The organism is Camelimonas sp. FR25 (assembly GCF_059740505.1).
In genome coordinates this window covers 145,706-162,026 of the sequence record NZ_JCAWFG010000103.1, presented here as the reverse complement: position 1 = coordinate 162,026, position 16,321 = coordinate 145,706, and the positions used below count along the sequence as shown (strand labels likewise).

At 67.2% G+C, this 16,321-nt stretch carries 14 protein-coding genes; 9 read left to right on the top strand and 5 right to left on the bottom strand.

Annotated elements, in window-relative coordinates:
* Positions 1-67: 67 nt before the first annotated feature.
* The gene (locus AC6A67_RS15660; RefSeq protein WP_498037488.1) at positions 68-694 is read left to right on the top strand and encodes a TetR/AcrR family transcriptional regulator; all 627 of its coding nucleotides are present in this window, start codon (positions 68-70) and stop codon (positions 692-694) included.
* 162 nt (positions 695-856) lie between these two features.
* Here AC6A67_RS15660 and AC6A67_RS15655 read toward each other — a convergent pair whose 3' ends face one another.
* On the bottom strand, positions 857-1,849 hold the full coding sequence (locus AC6A67_RS15655; RefSeq protein WP_498037487.1) for a penicillin-binding transpeptidase domain-containing protein: 993 nt from the start codon (positions 1,847-1,849) through the stop codon (positions 857-859).
* Between the two features lie 153 nt (positions 1,850-2,002).
* Positions 2,003-3,580: an AMP-binding protein gene (locus AC6A67_RS15650; RefSeq protein WP_498037486.1), complete on the bottom strand. Its 1,578-nt coding sequence runs from the start codon at positions 3,578-3,580 to the stop codon at positions 2,003-2,005.
* Positions 3,581-3,987: 407 nt separating this feature from the next.
* Between AC6A67_RS15650 and AC6A67_RS15645 the strand changes: the two genes are divergently transcribed.
* The 6 genes from AC6A67_RS15645 (at position 3,988) to AC6A67_RS15620 (ending at position 9,235) form a co-directional block, all read left to right on the top strand.
* Positions 3,988-4,533, top strand: coding sequence for an NADPH-dependent FMN reductase (locus tag AC6A67_RS15645; RefSeq protein ID WP_498037485.1), 546 nt, complete (start codon positions 3,988-3,990; stop codon positions 4,531-4,533).
* A gap of 163 nt (positions 4,534-4,696) precedes the next feature.
* Positions 4,697-5,650 (top strand): ROK family protein, encoded by a 954-nt coding sequence (locus AC6A67_RS15640; protein WP_498037484.1) that lies wholly within the window; start codon positions 4,697-4,699, stop codon positions 5,648-5,650.
* 114 nt (positions 5,651-5,764) lie between these two features.
* Positions 5,765-6,580 carry a crotonase/enoyl-CoA hydratase family protein gene (locus AC6A67_RS15635; protein ID WP_498037483.1) on the top strand — a complete coding sequence of 272 codons (816 nt, stop codon included), beginning with the start codon at positions 5,765-5,767 and terminating at the stop codon, positions 6,578-6,580.
* Between the two features lie 142 nt (positions 6,581-6,722).
* Positions 6,723-7,427 (top strand): glutathione S-transferase N-terminal domain-containing protein, encoded by a 705-nt coding sequence (locus tag AC6A67_RS15630; protein ID WP_498037482.1) that lies wholly within the window; start codon positions 6,723-6,725, stop codon positions 7,425-7,427.
* Positions 7,428-7,476: 49 nt separating this feature from the next.
* Positions 7,477-8,088 (top strand): 2-hydroxychromene-2-carboxylate isomerase, encoded by a 612-nt coding sequence (locus tag AC6A67_RS15625; RefSeq protein ID WP_498037481.1) that lies wholly within the window; start codon positions 7,477-7,479, stop codon positions 8,086-8,088.
* A 169-nt stretch (positions 8,089-8,257) separates the two neighbouring features.
* Positions 8,258-9,235: an NADPH:quinone oxidoreductase family protein gene (locus AC6A67_RS15620; protein ID WP_498037480.1), complete on the top strand. Its 978-nt coding sequence runs from the start codon at positions 8,258-8,260 to the stop codon at positions 9,233-9,235.
* 258 nt (positions 9,236-9,493) lie between these two features.
* Here AC6A67_RS15620 and AC6A67_RS15615 read toward each other — a convergent pair whose 3' ends face one another.
* On the bottom strand, positions 9,494-10,333 hold the full coding sequence (locus AC6A67_RS15615) for a universal stress protein (RefSeq protein ID WP_498037479.1): 840 nt from the start codon (positions 10,331-10,333) through the stop codon (positions 9,494-9,496).
* Positions 10,334-10,903: 570 nt separating this feature from the next.
* Between AC6A67_RS15615 and AC6A67_RS15610 the strand changes: the two genes are divergently transcribed.
* Together AC6A67_RS15610 and AC6A67_RS15605 are read left to right on the top strand one after the other, a co-directional pair.
* Positions 10,904-11,368 (top strand): MarR family winged helix-turn-helix transcriptional regulator, encoded by a 465-nt coding sequence (locus tag AC6A67_RS15610; protein ID WP_498037478.1) that lies wholly within the window; start codon positions 10,904-10,906, stop codon positions 11,366-11,368.
* 237 nt (positions 11,369-11,605) lie between these two features.
* Positions 11,606-12,661: a metal ABC transporter substrate-binding protein gene (locus tag AC6A67_RS15605; RefSeq protein ID WP_498037477.1), complete on the top strand. Its 1,056-nt coding sequence runs from the start codon at positions 11,606-11,608 to the stop codon at positions 12,659-12,661.
* A gap of 91 nt (positions 12,662-12,752) precedes the next feature.
* Here AC6A67_RS15605 and AC6A67_RS15600 read toward each other — a convergent pair whose 3' ends face one another.
* Together AC6A67_RS15600 and AC6A67_RS15595 are read right to left on the bottom strand one after the other, a co-directional pair.
* Positions 12,753-14,591 (bottom strand): ABC-F family ATP-binding cassette domain-containing protein, encoded by a 1,839-nt coding sequence (locus AC6A67_RS15600; protein WP_498037476.1) that lies wholly within the window; start codon positions 14,589-14,591, stop codon positions 12,753-12,755.
* Between the two features lie 103 nt (positions 14,592-14,694).
* Positions 14,695-16,290 (bottom strand): peptide chain release factor 3, encoded by a 1,596-nt coding sequence (locus AC6A67_RS15595; RefSeq protein ID WP_498037475.1) that lies wholly within the window; start codon positions 16,288-16,290, stop codon positions 14,695-14,697.
* Positions 16,291-16,321: the final 31 nt, after the last annotated feature.

Here is a 16,321-nt window from a genome sequence, read left to right as displayed (position 1 = left end):
TTTCGCCGCGGCGGCATCGCATGGCCTGCGCCGTTCCCGGCGGGGTCTGGCGCAGTGTGGAGGTGTCATGACCAGGTCGACCGGTCGCAAACGCAAGGACAGTGAGCGCGGCGCTGACGCCGGCGCCGCTGAACGTCGCAAACAGATCCTCAATGAAGCTGGCAAACTGTTTGCTGCACGCGGCTTTGAGGGCGCCTCCATGCGCGAGATCGCGGCCGCGACAGGCCTGCTCTCCGGCTCGCTGTATTATCACTTTGCCTCTAAGGAAGAGCTGTTCGTCGCCGTCTATGACGCCAACATCCGCATGGTGACGGAGGCGGTGCGCACCGCCATTGAGGGCGTCGAGGGCGCCTGGGCGCGGCTCGAGGCCGGCGCCATCGCCCATTGCGAATCATTGCTGACCGGCGATCGCACCGCCGTGCTGGACGTGAAGTTTCCACCGGGATTGCAGAGCGTCCGCTCGCAGCTGATCCAGCCGCGTGACGAGCACGAACGACTTTTCGACAGCCTGATCGAGCCGCTCGACCTGCCCGATGGCATCGACCGCAACCAGTTCCGCCTGCACCTGCTCGGCGCGCTCAATGGCGCGGTGACCTGGTACCGGCCATCATCCCGCCTGACGCCAGCCGATGTGGCGCGCCAGGTGGTGGCCGTGCTGCGCTATGCCCGCAAGGGCAATACGCCGGCCGTCTGATACCGGAACCCGATGCGCATGGCTGATCGGCGTCCGGTCAAGCCCATGCGGCGACTGGGCATGCCAGGTCGCGGATGCGTCAGCATCTTCGCGGCCTGGACTGAGGGGGCCATGCTCCGCCCCATGGCCTTCACCACCCCTGTTCGCCGACGCCAGCGCCAATCACCTGCCCGCCGGCGTTTCGCCCGTGGCCCGGCTCCCTGGGGGCGTCGCCAGATTGTTGAACTGCCGCAACGTCCAGTCGCGCACGCGCGGGCCGGCGTATGTGCCGTCGTCGCGGCCGCCGCGATCATGCTCATGCACGGCGAAAATCACGCGCCGACCGCCCTTCTCGCCCCAGCCGACAAACCAGCCGCGCTCCTCGACCACCGGGCCTTTCGGCCCCTGCGCCGTCAGGCGTCCGGTCGAACCGGTCTTGCCATACACCTTCCAGCCGTCCTGCCCCGCGAAGCTGGGCACGATGGCCCGGGTCAGCTCCTGGGCGCGGGCTGAGGCGGGCAGCTCATCGCGCAGCAGCCGGCGCAGGAACGCCGTCTGTTCCTCCGGCGAAATGGCCAGCGATGAATTGAGCCAGGCGTTGGTCAGGCCGTTGTTCTTTCCCGCATCGCCGCTGGCGTCGGCATTGCCATAGCCCAGTTTTTTGACCCAGCGGGTCAGCACGTCCGGTCCGTCGCGCTCAGCCATGCGGCGTAGCAGCTCGCGCGAATACCACACGACGCTGTCGCGCTCCCATATGCTCGGATCGACGATCTTGTGATCGCGCTGGGGCGCCTTGAAGCGTCCGTCGAAAGCGATGGCGGGCGTGTGCGCGTCGACCAGCACGCCGCTGTCGAAGCCCATGACCGCCAGCGGCAGTTTGAAGGTGGATTCGGGACCGCGCCGCACGTGACAATCGCCGTTGCGGAAGATCGGCGCGCCGCTATCGGCGTCGATGACCAGCGCACACCGCGCCACAACTTTGCGTACCCCCTGGGGGGCCCCCGCTATGGTGGCGTCCTGCGTCGATGTTTGCGGCGCGACCGGCGCCTGTGTCTGCACGGTTGACTGCGCCTGCGCCGGCTGGGCCGACGCCGCCAGCGCTATGGCCAGTCCGATCAGCGCTGGAATAACCACCATAATGATAAAGTCCCTGATCCGCTTGTTAGCCTTGTTCATTCCCCAGCTCCAGGCGGTGCTCCCGCCAGCTCCATGGCGGCGGATCCCGGAGAACCATCCGTAACCCGCCCCCATCAGCTGTGAGGATCATCCGCCTGTTCACGGGGATGTGAGGTGCGCGCACGCACCCCCAGCATCAACGGCATCGCGGTTTTATGAAGACGCCTCAAGTTGCTTGCGCAAAGTGGCCTTGTTGATCTTTTCCAGCGTCGAGCGCGGCAGCTCAGCGACCACGCGCACCTCGTGCGGCACCTTGAATTTGGCCAGCTGGGCCTGGCAGGCGGCCAGCACCTGATCGGCCAGATCCGGCGCGACCGGACCTGGATTGGGCAGGATGAACGCCACCGGCGCTTCATCGAGCATCTCATGCTTCTTCGCCACCACCGCGCACTCCGAGATGCCCGGCACGGTCATGATCACCCGCTCGATCTCCGACGCCGCCACGTTCTCGCCGCCCACCTTCAGCATGTCCTTGGAGCGGTCGGCGAACACCCAGAAGCCGTCCTCCATCAGGCTGACGCGGTCGCCAGTGATGAACCAGCCGTCTTCGGTGAAGCTGTCGCGGGTCGCCTGCTCATTGCCGTCATAGGCAGCGAACAGCGAAAGGCCGGGGATCCCAAGGATTTGGAAGTCGCCAGTCTCGCCCGCGCCCAGTTCAGCGCCATTGTCGTCGACGATCCGCACCTGGTATTCCGGCGCGCAGCGGCCCATCGACATCGGCCGGCTGTAGCCGTTGAGCTCGCCGACGGTGCCATGGGTGATGGTCTCGGTCATGCCCCACCAGCCCAGCGAGCGCACGCCGAAATGCGCGTCCCACGGGCCGTGGCAGACGCCGACGCCCCAGGTGCGGTAGCTGTGCTGCGGCACGTCGAGGCTCATCAGCGCCTTGATGCAGAACGGGATCATCGAAGTGAAGGTGACGCCGTGCTTCTGCGACACCGGCCAGAAGCGCGAGGCCGAGAAGCGCGGCTGCACCACGCAGGTGACGCCCGCCCACAGCGACGCCAGCAGGGTGTAGGCCTGGGCGTTGGTGTGGAACAGCGGCATGGTCATCAGATGCACGTCTGAGGGCTGCAGCTGCTCGTGCGAGGCGTTGACCTTGGCGCCCCACAGGGCGTTGGCGTGGGTCCACAGCACCGCCTTGGGCCGCGAGGTGGTGCCGGAGGTAAACTGGATCGAGAACGGCGCCATGGCGTCATGCGGGCGGGCCAGCAGATTGGCTGGCTCACCGTCAATGGAGCTGAAGGCGTCGGCGGGCGACGGCGTATTGGCGCCGGCGTCATCGCCATTGTCGGTCTCGGTGACAGCGATCCACTTCAGGCCCTTGCAGGCGCTGGCCACCAGCGACGCAAACTTCGGCTGGGTGATGGCGGCGACCGCGCCGGAATGGTCGGCGAAATAGGTCAGCTCATCGGCGCTGGAGCGGGCGTTGGTGGTCACCGCCACGGCGCCGGCATAGGCGCAGCCCAGCCAGGAGACGATCGATTCCGGGCAATTGTCGAGATGCACCAGTACGCGGTCGCCGGGGCGCACGCCCCGCGCCTGCAGGCCGGCGGCGAAGCGCGCCAGCCGGTTGGCGAACTGGGCGAAGCTCCAGGCGTAGCCAGCGCCCGAGAAGGGCTCCCAAACGATGAACGGCTTGTCGCCGCTGGCCTGGGCGCGAAAATCGACGAGCGTGCGGATGTCCTGACCCGCGAATGGATGCCCCTTGCCTGGACGTTGGATCGCCATAACCTGTGTTCCTCCCTGTGCCGCGCCCCCCTTTTGCGGGACACGTGCCTTGCATGGTTACGCGGCGTCCGCCGCCGCGCATGGATATGTGGCGCGGGCCGCCGCCCGCCGACTGTTGCGCGTGTGATCAATTGGGCAATAGCCGCAACCTGACCTTACGCGCAATCATCGCCTGCGATTGCGCCGGGGCTGGCTTGTGTCAGGATTGCACGACGCATGGCCGGCTCAGGACGGCGGGAGCAGGCCCGGGCCTTTCCGATCCAGTGCGCCCGCCCCCGCCTGCGACCCGCGCCTCAGGCGCGTGGTTGTGACCCTTGGGGCCAGGCGCCCCTTAAGTGATATAGCCTTGGGGTGATCCCGCTCAGGCAGTCGGGTGCGTCGGTGTGACGCTTGCAGAGGAGTTTCCGATGAAGAAAGTCGCAGTGGTGGTCGGCAGCGTGCGGCAGGGGTCGCTGAACCAGCAGCTGGCGCGGGCCGTGAGCCGGCTGGCCGAAGGCAAGCTCGCCTGCACCCTCGTCCAGATCGACGATCTGCCGATGTATAACGACGATCTGTGGCAGGCCCCGCCCGCCAGCGTCACCCGCTTCAAGGCGGACATCGCCCACAGCGACGCCGTGCTGTTCGTCACGCCGGAATACAACCGCTCCATCCCGGCGCTGCTGAAAAACGCTATCGACTGGGGCTCCCGCCCCTATGGCGACAGCAGCTGGCAGAACAAGCCGACCGCCGTCATCGGCGCCAGCCCGGGCGCGATCGGCACCGCGGCGGCGCAGCAACATTTGCGCTCCGTCATCGGGGTCATCGGCGGCGTGCTGATGGGCCAGCCAGAGATTTATTTCTCGTGGAAGCCGGACCAGATCGACGCCGACGGCGCCGTCACCGACCCGCGCACCGCCAAATTCCTCACCGGCTTCGTGGACGCCTTCAGCCGCTTCATTGACCGCCTCGACTGAGCCAGGCCATGCGCCAGGAGCGCGGGCAAGGGGTAAAGCCTTTCGCATGCTCCACCCCTGATGGAGCGGGCGGGTGTCGCTGTCCCTTTCAGGGAGCTTCCCTCGGCCTGATCAGCCGGGTCCGTGCGACCATGACGCGCAAAACCCATCACACGGAGGGGCCATGGCGGCCTTCATCCACCATGCCCCCGTGGTCCGCACCGGGGTCGACCTCGGCGGCACCAAGATCGAGGCCATCGTGCTCGACCCGGATGGGGCCGAACTGTCGCGCCGGCGCGCCGCCACCCCGGCTGGCGACTATGCGGGCGGGGTCGCGGCCATCGCCGCCCTTGTGCGCGAGACCGAGGCGGCGGCGGGCGTCGGGCCGCTGCATGACGGCGCCCCGCGCCCGGTCGGCGTCGGCATCCCTGGCTCGCGGTCGCCGGCCACCGGCCTGATCCGCAACGCCAATTCCACCTGGCTGAACGGCCGGCCGTTGCAGGACGATCTGGAGGCGGCGCTGGGCCGGCCTGCGCTGGTGGAGAATGACGCCAATTGCCTCGCCGCCTCCGAGGCGGCGGATGGCGCCGGCGCTGGCGCTGAGGTGGTGTGGGCGCTGATTCTCGGCACGGGCGTTGGCTCTGGCATCGCCATCGGCGGCCGGCCGCTGCGCGGCCGCAACGCCATCGCTGGCGAATGGGGTCACGTGCCCCTGCCGCACGTCGGCCCGGAGGAGGCGCGCGCAAGGCCGTGCTATTGCGGCCAGCATGGCTGCAACGAGACCTTCCTCAGCGGCCCGGCGCTCGCCGCCGCATGCGGGGCTGGCCGCGACGCCGCCCAGGCCATGGCGGCGGTGCGCCAGGGCGCGCCGCTGGCGCGCTCGGGTTACGCCCGCTACGTCGCGCGGCTGGGTCGCGCCATGGCGGCGGTGATCAATGTGCTTGATCCGGACGTCATCGTGCTCGGCGGCGGCGTCTCCAACATCGACGAGCTGTATCAGGACCTGCCCGCCGCCATCGCCGCGCATGTGTTTTCAGACGTGTTCACCACGCCGCTGCGCCGCGCCATGCACGGCGACAGCTCTGGCGTGCGCGGCGCCGCATGGCTATGGGCGCCAAATCGCGCCACCAGCGCTTGACAATCCGCCGCCGCTCCTGACGATCACACACAATCAATCGAATGCTTGGTAGGCGCACAGCGCAGGCCAGCGCCGCCTGCCCTCCGCAGGCTGACACTCAGGGAACGACACACCATGCAGGGCCGCATTTCCATCACCGTCACCAATGGCGTCGCCGATGTGAAGCTCATTCGCACCGACAAGATGAACGCCCTCGACGACGCCATGTTCAATGCGCTGCTTGAAGCGGTCGAGACCCTCAAGAAAGACCCCAAGGTCCGCGTCGTCGTGCTCTCCGGCGAAGGCCGCGCCTTCTGCGCCGGCCTCGACATGGGCAATTTCGGCAAGATGGCCGATGGCGGCGGCAAGGAAGGCGCGATCCCGCGCGATCTGGCCGCCCGCACCCATGGCGCCGCCAATCGCCCGCAATACGCCGTGTGGGGCTGGCGCGAGCTGCCGGTTCCGGTGATCGCCGCCATCCATGGCGTGGCCTTTGGCGGCGGCTTCCAGCTCGCTTTGGGCGCCGACATGCGCTACGTGACGCCAGATACGCGCATGTCGGTGATGGAGATCAAATGGGGCCTGGTGCCCGACATGGCCGGCACGCAGATCATGCGCCACCTCGCCCGTGAGGACGTGGTGCGCGAGCTGACCTACACCGGCCGCATCTTCAATGGCGAAGAGGCGTTGGCCATGGGCTTCGCCACCCGCGTCTGCGCCGACCCTTACGCCGAAGCCATGGAGACGGCGCGCCAGATCGCCGACAAGAGCCCGGACGCAGTGCGCGCCAGCAAGCGCATCCTCAACCGCGCCGGCGTGGTGTCGCCGACCGAAGGCCTGACCGATGAGGCGGTGGAGCAGCAGGCGCTGATCGGCAGCCCCAATCAGGTTGAGGCGATCATGTCCAATATGGAAAAGCGCGCCGCCAATTACGCTGACCCGAAGGTCTGAGCGACCGCGCGACCGCCCCGACGCGGGCGCAGGACGACTGGCGCTGGAGCAGCGATGCCCCCGCGCCCCATAACGACAACATACGCCAGCACCGGCCGCGCGCCCGCTTAAGGAGGCGCAACGCCACCCGGGAGAACGCCTGATGATCGACGTGCACTATTGGCCGACGCCCAACGGCTACAAGATCACCATCTTCCTCGAAGAGGCGGGCGTTCCTTACACGGTGATCCCCGTCAATATTGGCGCTGGCGAGCAGTTCCGGCCCGAATTTCAGGCCATTAGCCCCAATGGGCGTATGCCGGCGATCGTCGACCACGCCCCCGCCGATGGCGGCGCGCCGCTGGCGATCTTCGAATCGGGCGCCATCCTCGAATATCTCGCCGACAAGACCGGGCGCTTCCTGCCGCGCGATGCGCGTGGGCGCTATCGCGTGCTGCAATGGCTGATGTGGCAGATGGGCGGGCTCGGCCCGATGCTCGGCCAGCACGGCCATTTCAAACTCTATGCGCCTGAAAAGATCGACTACGGCATCAAGCGCTATGGCGATGAGGCGCGGCGACTCTACGCCGTGCTCGACCGCCAGCTGGGCGAGACCGGGGAATGTGTCGCCGGGGCGTATTCCATCGCCGACATGGCGATCTTCCCGTGGATCATGACCCACAAGGCCCAGGGCATCTCGCTGGACGCCTATCCGCACATCGCCCGCTGGTACGCCGAACTGCGCGCCCGGCCGCAGCTGCAGGCCGGCCTCGCCGTCGGCAAGGACTGGCGCAAGCCGATGAACGACGACGCCAAAAAGGTGCTGTTCGGCCAGACCAGCGCAGGCGCCGCCCCAGCCGCTGACTGACCCCACCCCGTTGAAGACTGCCGCCGCCGCGCCAGCAGAGGTAACCGCCATGGCCACCATTGAATGCTATTTCGACTGTTCCAGCCCCTGGACCTATCTGGGCTTTGAATCGCTGATCCGGCTTGCTGACGAACTGGGCGAGACCATTATCTGGAAGCCCATTCTGGTTGGCGGCATCTTCAACACCGTCAATCCCACCGTCTATGCCTCGCGCGAGAAGCCGGTGCCGCAGAAGGCGGCCTATATGCGCAAGGATCTCGATGACTGGGCCCGCTATTGCGACATTGAGATCAACTGGCCCAAGGTGTTTCCGGTCAATTCGGTGAAGGCCATGCGCGGCTGCATCTGGCTGGAGCCGCATGGCAAACTGGTTCCCTTCGCCCGCGCCGTGTTCGAGAGCTACTGGCGCGATGAAAACGACATCTCGCAGGACGAGCACCTGATCCCGATCCTTGAGGCGCTCGACATTGACCGCGACGCGTTCTTCGCCGGCATCGCCTCACCCGAGGTCAAGGACCAGCTGCGTCGCAACACCGAAGAAGTGCCGCAGCGCGGCGGCTTTGGTTCGCCGACCATCTTCATCAATGGCGACGACATGTATTTCGGCAATGACCGCATGCCGCTGATCCGCGCCGCCTTGCTGCGCGCCCGCGACGTCTGAACGCGACGCCTGATGCCAGAATCCGATGAGCATGACTCATCGGGTTCTGGCTAAGCCCGTGCGGCGCCTGAGCAATGCAGGATGCGGATGCGTCAGCATCTTCGCATCCTGGTATGAGCGTGCCGGACACCATCATCACGCTACAAGAACAAGAACCGAGGAAGCCCCCATGCCCCGTTCCGTCGTCTGCCATGCGCTTGAGAGCCTCGACGGCCTGTCGCTGCAGGACACCCCGCGCCAGCCGGTTGGCCCAGGCCAGGCCCGCGTTGAGATCCACGCCGCCGGCATCAATTTCCCCGATCTGCTGATGACCACCGGCGGCTACCAGTTCAAGCCTGTCGTGCCTTATGTGCCGGGCATGGAGGCGGCGGGCGTGGTGGTTGAGACCGGCCCCGGCGTCGCCAGCGTCAAGGTCGGCGACCGGGTGATGATGAGCGGCAAGACCGGCGCCTTCGCCGAAGAGGCGGTGGCGGCGGAGAGCCAGCTCGTGCCCTTGCCCGACGCTTTGTCGTTTGAGGAAGGCGCCTGCTTCCGCGTCGCCTATCTCACCGCCTGGTATGCGCTCAACGAACGCGCCTTCCTGAAGGCGGGCGAGACCCTGCTGGTGCATGGCGCGGGCGGCGGCGTGGGCCTCGCGGCGGTGCAGATCGGCAAGATGATGGGCGCGACGGTGATCGGCTGCGCCTCGTCGCCGGAGAAGCTTGAGGTGATCCGCGCCAGCGGCGCCGACCACGCCATCCTGTATGGAGATGGACCGTTCAAGGATGAGGTCAAGCGCCTGACCGGCGGCAAGGGCGTCGATGTGGTGTTCGACCCGATCGGCGGCGAGATCTTCGAGCAGAGCCTGCGCTGCATGAACTGGGGCTGCCGCCTGCTGATCATCGGCTTCACCGGCGGCGTCGGCAAGGCGGCGACCAATCTGGTGCTGATCAAGGGGGCCAGCGTGCTCGGCGTCCGGGCTGGCGAATCGGCGAAGCATGATCCGGCCAGCGGCGAGCGCGCCCGCGCCGCCCTCGCCGAGCTGGCCGCCTCGGGCAAGCTCAAGCCGCATATCTCGCATGTGGTGTCGCTGGAGAACTGGCGTGAGGCGTTTGAGCTGATCCGCGACCGTAAGGCGATCGGCCGGGTGGTCATCAAAACGCGCTGAGCGCGGTGCGGGTCAAAGGTGGTCGCTGGCCTGGTTCAGGTGCGTGCCCTGCATGAAGGAGGAGCGCATGGCCGCTCTTCCCTCGCCTGCTGGCGGCCAGACGCTGTGCCGGACCAGACGGGCCAGCACGCCAAAGGCGCGCGCCTGAGCTTTTCCGGATGCGGATGCGTCGGCAGCTTCGCATCCAGGCATCAGTTGTTCAGACCTGCGCGACGGCGATGATGGTCGCGCCGCAAGGGACCTGCGATGATGGTCGCCTCAGTGCGCCAGCAGCAGCGCCCGGTCGGTCTGGGTGATGACGTCGCGCGTCGTGCCGCCCATGAACCATTCCAGCCAGCGCGACTGGCCATAGCCGCCCATGACGATGAGATTGGCGCCGAGGCGTTCACTCTCATCCAGCAGGGCTTCGGTGGCGACGCCGGCGTCGAGCTTGACCGGATGCACCTCGACCTTGCCAGCCTGGCGCCGCAGATGCGCCGCCAGATCCTCGGCCGAGCGGGTGGTCGCCTCATCTTCCCTGGTAAAAGCGTAGACGATGTCGGTGGCGTGCGCCTGTGAGATCAGCGGCATGGCCTCGGCCACCGCACGCGTGGCCTGGCGGCAATCGCGCCACCCGATCAGGATGCGGTCGAATTTCTCGGGGGCATGGGCGCCGGGTGGGGCCAGCAGGATGCCGCGACCGCTCTCGGTCAGCACCGCCTCGACCAGATCGCCCCAATCCTGCTCGGGCTCGCCGCGATAGGGGCAGGTGGCGATGAACAGATCGGCCCAGCGGGCATGGCGGGCGGCGAGCTTCGCCAGCCCGGCCGGGCGGGCCTCAAGCCGGCGCACCTCCGAGGCGACGCCGAAACCGGCGAGACGCTCCGCCAGTTTTTGCTCGATCAGATCGCCCTCACGCCGCACCTGATCCTCAATATCGGCCACCACCGAGACGGCGGCGGCGCCTGCCTCGATCGGCATCACCGTGGCGAATTCCGGCAGCGCATTGGTGAACAGCCCGACAAGCCGCGTGACATTGGCCGGGCCAACGCTGGCGATCACAGCGCGCCCATGGGCGAGCCGAACCTCATCCTCTGGCGTGCCATCCAGGTGCACCATTAGGTCCATCATCGCTGTGTCACTCCCTCTGTGAGGCCGGTCGTGGCCGCATCGCGCCGCGCCGGGCGGTCTTGGGCCGCCTGCGTTGATCATAGAAACAACCTGGGCGCCGCGCCAAGGTTTTCGCATGAGACGGCGCTGGGACGGCTGGCGTCGCCGGGCGGTGTCGGCGGCAGGTTAGGGCGCGAACGAGTCGGGACGTTGCAAGGTGTGGAACGCAGGATCTGGAGACGTGGGAGGGGGGAAACCGGACCGGGCGAAACAGGTCGTGACAGGTTTTGGCAAGTCGTGACAGGTCCTGGCGCCGCAAGACGTGGATGGTCGGGTCAAGCCCGACCATGACGGCGGGAGGTGGGGCTGTGTTTTGTTCAACCGTCATGCCCGTGCTTGTCACGGGCATCCACGCCTGGCCTTGCGCTGCGGCCCGGCAGATGCGGCGGCCCAAAACTGGGGCGCCCGCTGCAAAACGTGAGTACGCCTCTTCGCAAAAAACATGCCCCCACAAGGCGGAAGCATGCTATGCGGGCGCCACGGGGTCTGGATTCCTCTCACGCAAGCGCAGAAGTGACCATGTCAACGGACGACGCCACTGACAGCGGCCAGCCGAGCCTTAACCTGCAGGCCTATTTGCCCTACCGCTTTTCCGTTCTGTCGGAGGTGGTGGCCCAGGGGCTGGCGCGGCAATATCTCGGCCGGTTCAACATCGCCATTCCTGAATGGCGGGTGCTGGCGACGCTGGGCGCCTTTTCCCCCCTCACCGCCAAGGCCATCGGCCAGCATAGCCGCATGCACAAGACCAAGGTGTCGCGCGCGGTGACGGCGTTGGAGCAGCGCGGCCTGGTGCGCGGCGAGGTTAGCCCGCACGACCGGCGCGAGATCAATCTGTGGCTCAGCGATGAAGGTCGGGCGCTGCACGACCAGATCATTCCGCTGGCCCACGCCTATCAGGCGGACATCGTCGCCGGCATCGACCCCAAAGATCTGGAGACCATGGCGCGGACCATGGAGATCATCTTCCAGCGCGCTGATTCCTGAGGCGATCTGAACGGGCGGGTCTCGGCTGCGGCGCGGGCAGGCGTCGGGAGACCCTCGCCTTGCCCGGCGCACTACGTGGCTCCAGCGGCGGTTGAGTTTGTAATGTTATTGCATTACAAATCGCCAAACGCCGCTGCCTGTTGATCAGGCGCGGCGCCCGCTATTCGCTGGCGTCCCACATATTTTCGCCCGGCGCCGCGCGTTACATGTCATACGCCGCACCTGCAGGAATTCCCGATGCCTTTCGCGCCTCGCCCCGCCCTGTCCGACGCCACAGCCAAGCCCGGCGCCGCCAACGCCCGGCTGTCGCGGCGCGGGTTTGTCGCGGCGCTCGCCGTCACATTCGCCCTGGCGCCGGCTGCTCTGGCTTCGTCTGGCGCGCTGGCGCAAGCGGCCGCCGCCCAAGGCGATCCGGCCAGCGCTCCTGCGGCGAAACTGCCCGTCGTCGCCAGCTTCTCGATCCTCGCCGACATGGCCCGGCAGATTGGCGGCGCGCGCGTCGACGTCACCGCGCTGGTCGGCCCAGGCGGCGACGCCCATGTGTTCTCCCCTGCCCCCGCCGACGCCGCCCGCCTCGCCGCAGCGAAGCTGATCATCACCAATGGCCTCAACCTCGAAGGCTGGATGCCGCGGCTGATCAAGGCCTCCGGCGCCAGGGCCCCTGTGGTGGTCGCCAGCATGGGCGTCGACGCCGCGCATCTTGATGAGGGCGCGCCAGGCCACGTCCACCAGCACGCGCCGCAGGGCCACGCCCATGACCATGGCGGCCTCGACCCGCACGCCTGGCAGGACGTCGGCAACGCCCTGATCTATGCGCGCAATATTCGCGACGGTTTGATCGCCGCCGACCCGGACGGCAAGGCCAGCTATATGGCCCGGGCCGACGCCTATATGGCGCGGCTGAAGCAGCTCGACGCTCATATCCGCAGCAGCATCGCCGCCATCCCGCTGGAGCGGCGGCGGATCATCACCACCCACGACGCCTTCGGCTATTTCGGCCGCGCCTATGGCCTGAAGCTGACGGCGCCGCAGGGCCTGTCGACGGAGGCGGAAGCCTCGGCCACCGATGTCGCCCGCGTCATCCGCCAGATCCGGGCGGAGCAGGCCCCCGCGGTGTTCCTGGAGAATATCTCCGACCCACGTCTGATGCAGCGCATCGCCCGCGAGACCAAAGTGACGCTCGGCGGCCAGCTGTTCACCGATTCGCTGTCGCCCGCAGACGGACCGGCGCCGGATTACATTTCCATGATGCAGAGCAATGTGGCGACGCTGACCAAGGCGCTGAAACCCTGATCAGGCGCATCAACCGCCGCACGCAACCGCTGCATCGTAGCGGCGTGATCCAAGCCCGATCAGCCACGCGCATCGGGCGATGGGATAAGCCTCACGCGCCATCCAGCTCGTCGCGCAGCATCTCCAGCTCGAGCCAGCGGTCTTCGGCGGCGGCGAGCTGTTCCTGGATTTGAGCGGCGGCGGCGGTGAATTTTTCGAAGACGGCGCGATCCTTCACGTAAAGCTCCGGGTCGGCCAGCTTCTGCTGCACCAGCTTCTGCTTCGCCTCCAGCTCGGCGATGGTCTTGGGCAGCGTCTCCAGCGCGTGCTTGTCCTTGAAGCTCATGCGCTTCGCTGACGGCTTCGGCTCGGCGGCGTTGGCGGCGGCCGCCTTGGCGGTCGCCGGTTTGGCCGGCTGCTTTGACTGCGCCTTGGTGCTGGCGATCTCGGCGCCGCGCTGACGCAGCATGTCGGAATAGCCGCCAGCGTATTCCTGCCAGCGGCCATCGCCTTCCGGGACCAGCACGGCGTCGACGATGCGGTCGAGGAAGTCACGGTCGTGGCTGATCAGAATGACCGTGCCGGAATAGGCGCTGAGCATCTCCTCCAGCACGTCCAGCGTCTCGAGGTCGAGATCGTTGGTCGGCTCGTCGAGCACCAGAAGGTTGGAGGCGCGCGCCATGGCCAGCGCCAGCATCAGCCGGGCGCGCTCGCCGCCAGACAACACCTTCACCGGCGTCCGCGCCGTCTCGGGCGGGAACAGGAAGTCCGACATATAGCTGACCACATGGCGCGGCTGGCCGCCGACAAACACATTGTCGCCGCGTCCGCCGGTCAGCGTCTCGGCCAGGGTGGCGTCGGGGTTGAGCAAGGCGCGGCGCTGGTCGAGCGTCGCCAGCTCCAGATTGGCGCCAAGCCGGATGACGCCGGCGTCTGGCTCCAGCTGGCCGATCAGCATGTTGATCAGCGTCGTCTTGCCGGCGCCATTGGGGCCGATGACGCCAAGCCGGTCGCCGCGCAGCAGCCGCAGATTGAGGTCGCTGACGATGGCGCGATCGCCGAAATTCTTGCAGACGCCTTTGGCCTCGATCACCTGCTTGCCGGACAGGTCAGCCTCGGACGCCGACATGGCGACCTGGCTCGACGCCTGATTGACCGCCTTGCGCGCCTCGCGCCGCTGCTGGCGCAGGTTGGACAGCTCGCCCATGCGCCGCACATTGCGCTTGCGCCGGGCGGTGACGCCATAGCGCACCCAATGCTCTTCAGCGGCGATCTTGCGATCCAGCTTCTGGGCGGCGACCTCTTCCTGCTCCAGCACCTCGTCGCGCCATGCCTCGAAGCGGTCAAAGCCGATCTCGGCCCGGCGGGTCTGGCCGCGATCGAGCCACACCACCGATTTGCCGAGCTTCTCCAGAAACCGCCGGTCGTGGGAGATCAGCACCAGCGCCGTGCGCAGGCCAGCCAGCTCCTCTTCCAGCCATTCAATGCTGGGCAAATCGAGATGGTTGGTCGGCTCGTCGAGCAGCAGAATGTCTGGCTCGGGCGCCAAAGTGCGGGCCAAAGCGGCGCGACGCGCCTCGCCGCCTGAGAGGCTGGACGGGTGCTCCTCGCCGGTCAGGCCGAGCTTTTCCAGATACATGCTGGCGCGCCAGCTGTCGTCGCCCTCGGTCAGCCCCTCCATCACCCAGGACATCACAGTGTCATGGCCGGAGAGGTCCGGCTCCTGCGCCAGGTAACGCAAGGTGGCGTCCGGCTGCAAAAAGCGGGTTCCGGCGTCAGGCTCCACGAGGCCCGCGGCCACCTTGAGCATGGTGGATTTGCCCGAACCATTGCGGCCGACCAGCACGACGCGGTCGCCGCGCGCCACCGACAGCTCGGCGCCATCCAGCAATTGCTGCGTGCCAAGCCGCAGGCGGACGCCGGAAAGGGTGAGCAGGGGTGGAAGCGCCATGGAATGTCCCGGTTCGCGCGCGGCCATTCGCCGGCGCAGTCATGTCTGGTCTCGAATTACGGCCGCGCCTGATGCCCATGGCGCGCCGGAAAGCGGCGGCGCCTCAGCCGGCGACGCCCGCCTGATAGTCCTTGATGTCGGACGCCTTGATGTCCGGATAGCGCTCCAGCTCATAATTGAGCGAGAACGCCGAGGTGGTCATGAACACCGGCTCGCGGTCGAGATCGAGCGAAATCGACGAGGTGTGCGAGTTGACGAATTTGTCGAGCTCGGCCTGCTTGTCCGAGGTCACCCAGCGGCAGATGCTGAAGCGGGTCGGCTCGAAGTCGATTGGCAGACCATATTCCGCCTGCAACCGCTCCTTCAGCACGTCGAGCTGCAGCGCGCCGACCACGCCGACGATGGAGCCGGAGCCATCGAGCGGGTTGAACACCTGCACCACGCCCTCCTCGGCCATCTGCTGCAGGGCTTCCTTCAGTTTCTTGGCCTTCATCGGGTCGGTGAGCTTGATGCGGCGCAGCAGTTCCGGCGCGAAGCTCGGCACGCCGCGGAACACCAGATCCTCGCCATCGGTCAGCGTGTCGCCAATGCGCAGGGTGCCATGGTTGGGAATGCCGACCACGTCGCCTGCAAAGGCTTCTTCGGCGATCGAGCGGTCCTGGGCGAAGAAGAATTGCGGCGCCGACAGGGTCATCGGCTTGCCGGTGCGGGCTAGCCTCGCCTTCATGCCGCGCGTCAGCCGACCGGAGCAGACGCGCATGAAGGCGATACGGTCGCGGTGGTTGGGATCCATATTGGCCTGGATCTTGAACACGAAGCCGCTCATGCGCGGCTCGGTCGGCTCCACCACCCGGCCAGCGGCCTGCTGGCCGCGCGGCGGCGGGGCGAACTCGGCCACCGCGTCGATGAGGTCGCGCACGCCGAAATTGCGCAGCGCCGAGCCGAAGAACACCGGCGTCAGATGGCCCTGGCGGAACGCCTCAAGGTCGAAGGGCTCCAGCGCCATCTCGGCCAGCGAGACGCTCTCGTGGAAAGCCTCGCGCTCATGCTCCGGCAGCAGCTCCAGCAGCTTCGGATCATCCGTGCCCGACACCACAAAGCCTTCGTCGTCCTTGTCGACCAGGCGCACGCGGCGGTTGCGCAGGTCATAGGTGCCGGCGAAGGAGCGGCCCGAGCCGATCGGCCAGGTCACCGGCGAGGTGTCGAGGGCGAGCGTCTTCTCCACCTCATCGAGCAGCTCGAAGCAGTCGCGGGCCTCGCGGTCGAGCTTGTTGATGAAGGTGATGATCGGGATGTCGCGCAGGCGGCAGACCTCGAACAGCTTGCGCGTCCGCGCCTCGATGCCCTTGGCGGCGTCGATGACCATGACGGCGGCGTCGACGGCGGTCAGCGTGCGGTAAGTGTCTTCCGAGAAGTCTTCGTGGCCTGGGGTGTCGAGCAGGTTGAAGACGTGGTCGTCATACTCAAACGTCATCACCGAGGTGACGACGGAGATGCCGCGTTCCTTCTCAATGCCCATCCAGTCCGAGCGCGTGGCGGCGCCGCCGCGCTTGGCCTTCACCGCGCCCGCCAGCTGGATGGCGCCGCCGAACAGCAGCAGCTTTTCGGTTAGCGTGGTTTTACCGGCGTCCGGGTGCGAGATGATGGCGAAGGTGCGCCGCCGGGCGACGGCTTTGGCCTCGGGAGTCTGGACGTTCATCACTGTGCGATCTGGCGGGAGGACCGCCGCT

What these genes read in the sequence shown, in the direction of transcription:
- AC6A67_RS15630 (WP_498037482.1), top strand. Translation starts at nt 6,723, where the DNA reads ATGATCGACGTGCACTATTGGCCGACGCCCAACGGCTACAAGATCACC.
- AC6A67_RS15610 (WP_498037478.1), top strand. Translation starts at nt 10,904, where the DNA reads ATGTCAACGGACGACGCCACTGACAGCGGCCAGCCGAGCCTTAACCTG.
- AC6A67_RS15595 (WP_498037475.1), bottom strand. Translation starts at nt 16,290, where the DNA reads ATGAACGTCCAGACTCCCGAGGCCAAAGCCGTCGCCCGGCGGCGCACC.
- AC6A67_RS15650 (WP_498037486.1), bottom strand. Translation starts at nt 3,580, where the DNA reads ATGGCGATCCAACGTCCAGGCAAGGGGCATCCATTCGCGGGTCAGGAC.
- AC6A67_RS15645 (WP_498037485.1), top strand. Translation starts at nt 3,988, where the DNA reads ATGAAGAAAGTCGCAGTGGTGGTCGGCAGCGTGCGGCAGGGGTCGCTG.
- AC6A67_RS15600 (WP_498037476.1), bottom strand. Translation starts at nt 14,591, where the DNA reads ATGGCGCTTCCACCCCTGCTCACCCTTTCCGGCGTCCGCCTGCGGCTT.
- AC6A67_RS15655 (WP_498037487.1), bottom strand. Translation starts at nt 1,849, where the DNA reads ATGAACAAGGCTAACAAGCGGATCAGGGACTTTATCATTATGGTGGTT.
- AC6A67_RS15615 (WP_498037479.1), bottom strand. Translation starts at nt 10,333, where the DNA reads ATGGTGCACCTGGATGGCACGCCAGAGGATGAGGTTCGGCTCGCCCAT.
- AC6A67_RS15625 (WP_498037481.1), top strand. Translation starts at nt 7,477, where the DNA reads ATGGCCACCATTGAATGCTATTTCGACTGTTCCAGCCCCTGGACCTAT.
- AC6A67_RS15660 (WP_498037488.1), top strand. Translation starts at nt 68, where the DNA reads ATGACCAGGTCGACCGGTCGCAAACGCAAGGACAGTGAGCGCGGCGCT.
- AC6A67_RS15605 (WP_498037477.1), top strand. Translation starts at nt 11,606, where the DNA reads ATGCCTTTCGCGCCTCGCCCCGCCCTGTCCGACGCCACAGCCAAGCCC.
- AC6A67_RS15620 (WP_498037480.1), top strand. Translation starts at nt 8,258, where the DNA reads ATGCCCCGTTCCGTCGTCTGCCATGCGCTTGAGAGCCTCGACGGCCTG.
- AC6A67_RS15640 (WP_498037484.1), top strand. Translation starts at nt 4,697, where the DNA reads ATGGCGGCCTTCATCCACCATGCCCCCGTGGTCCGCACCGGGGTCGAC.
- AC6A67_RS15635 (WP_498037483.1), top strand. Translation starts at nt 5,765, where the DNA reads ATGCAGGGCCGCATTTCCATCACCGTCACCAATGGCGTCGCCGATGTG.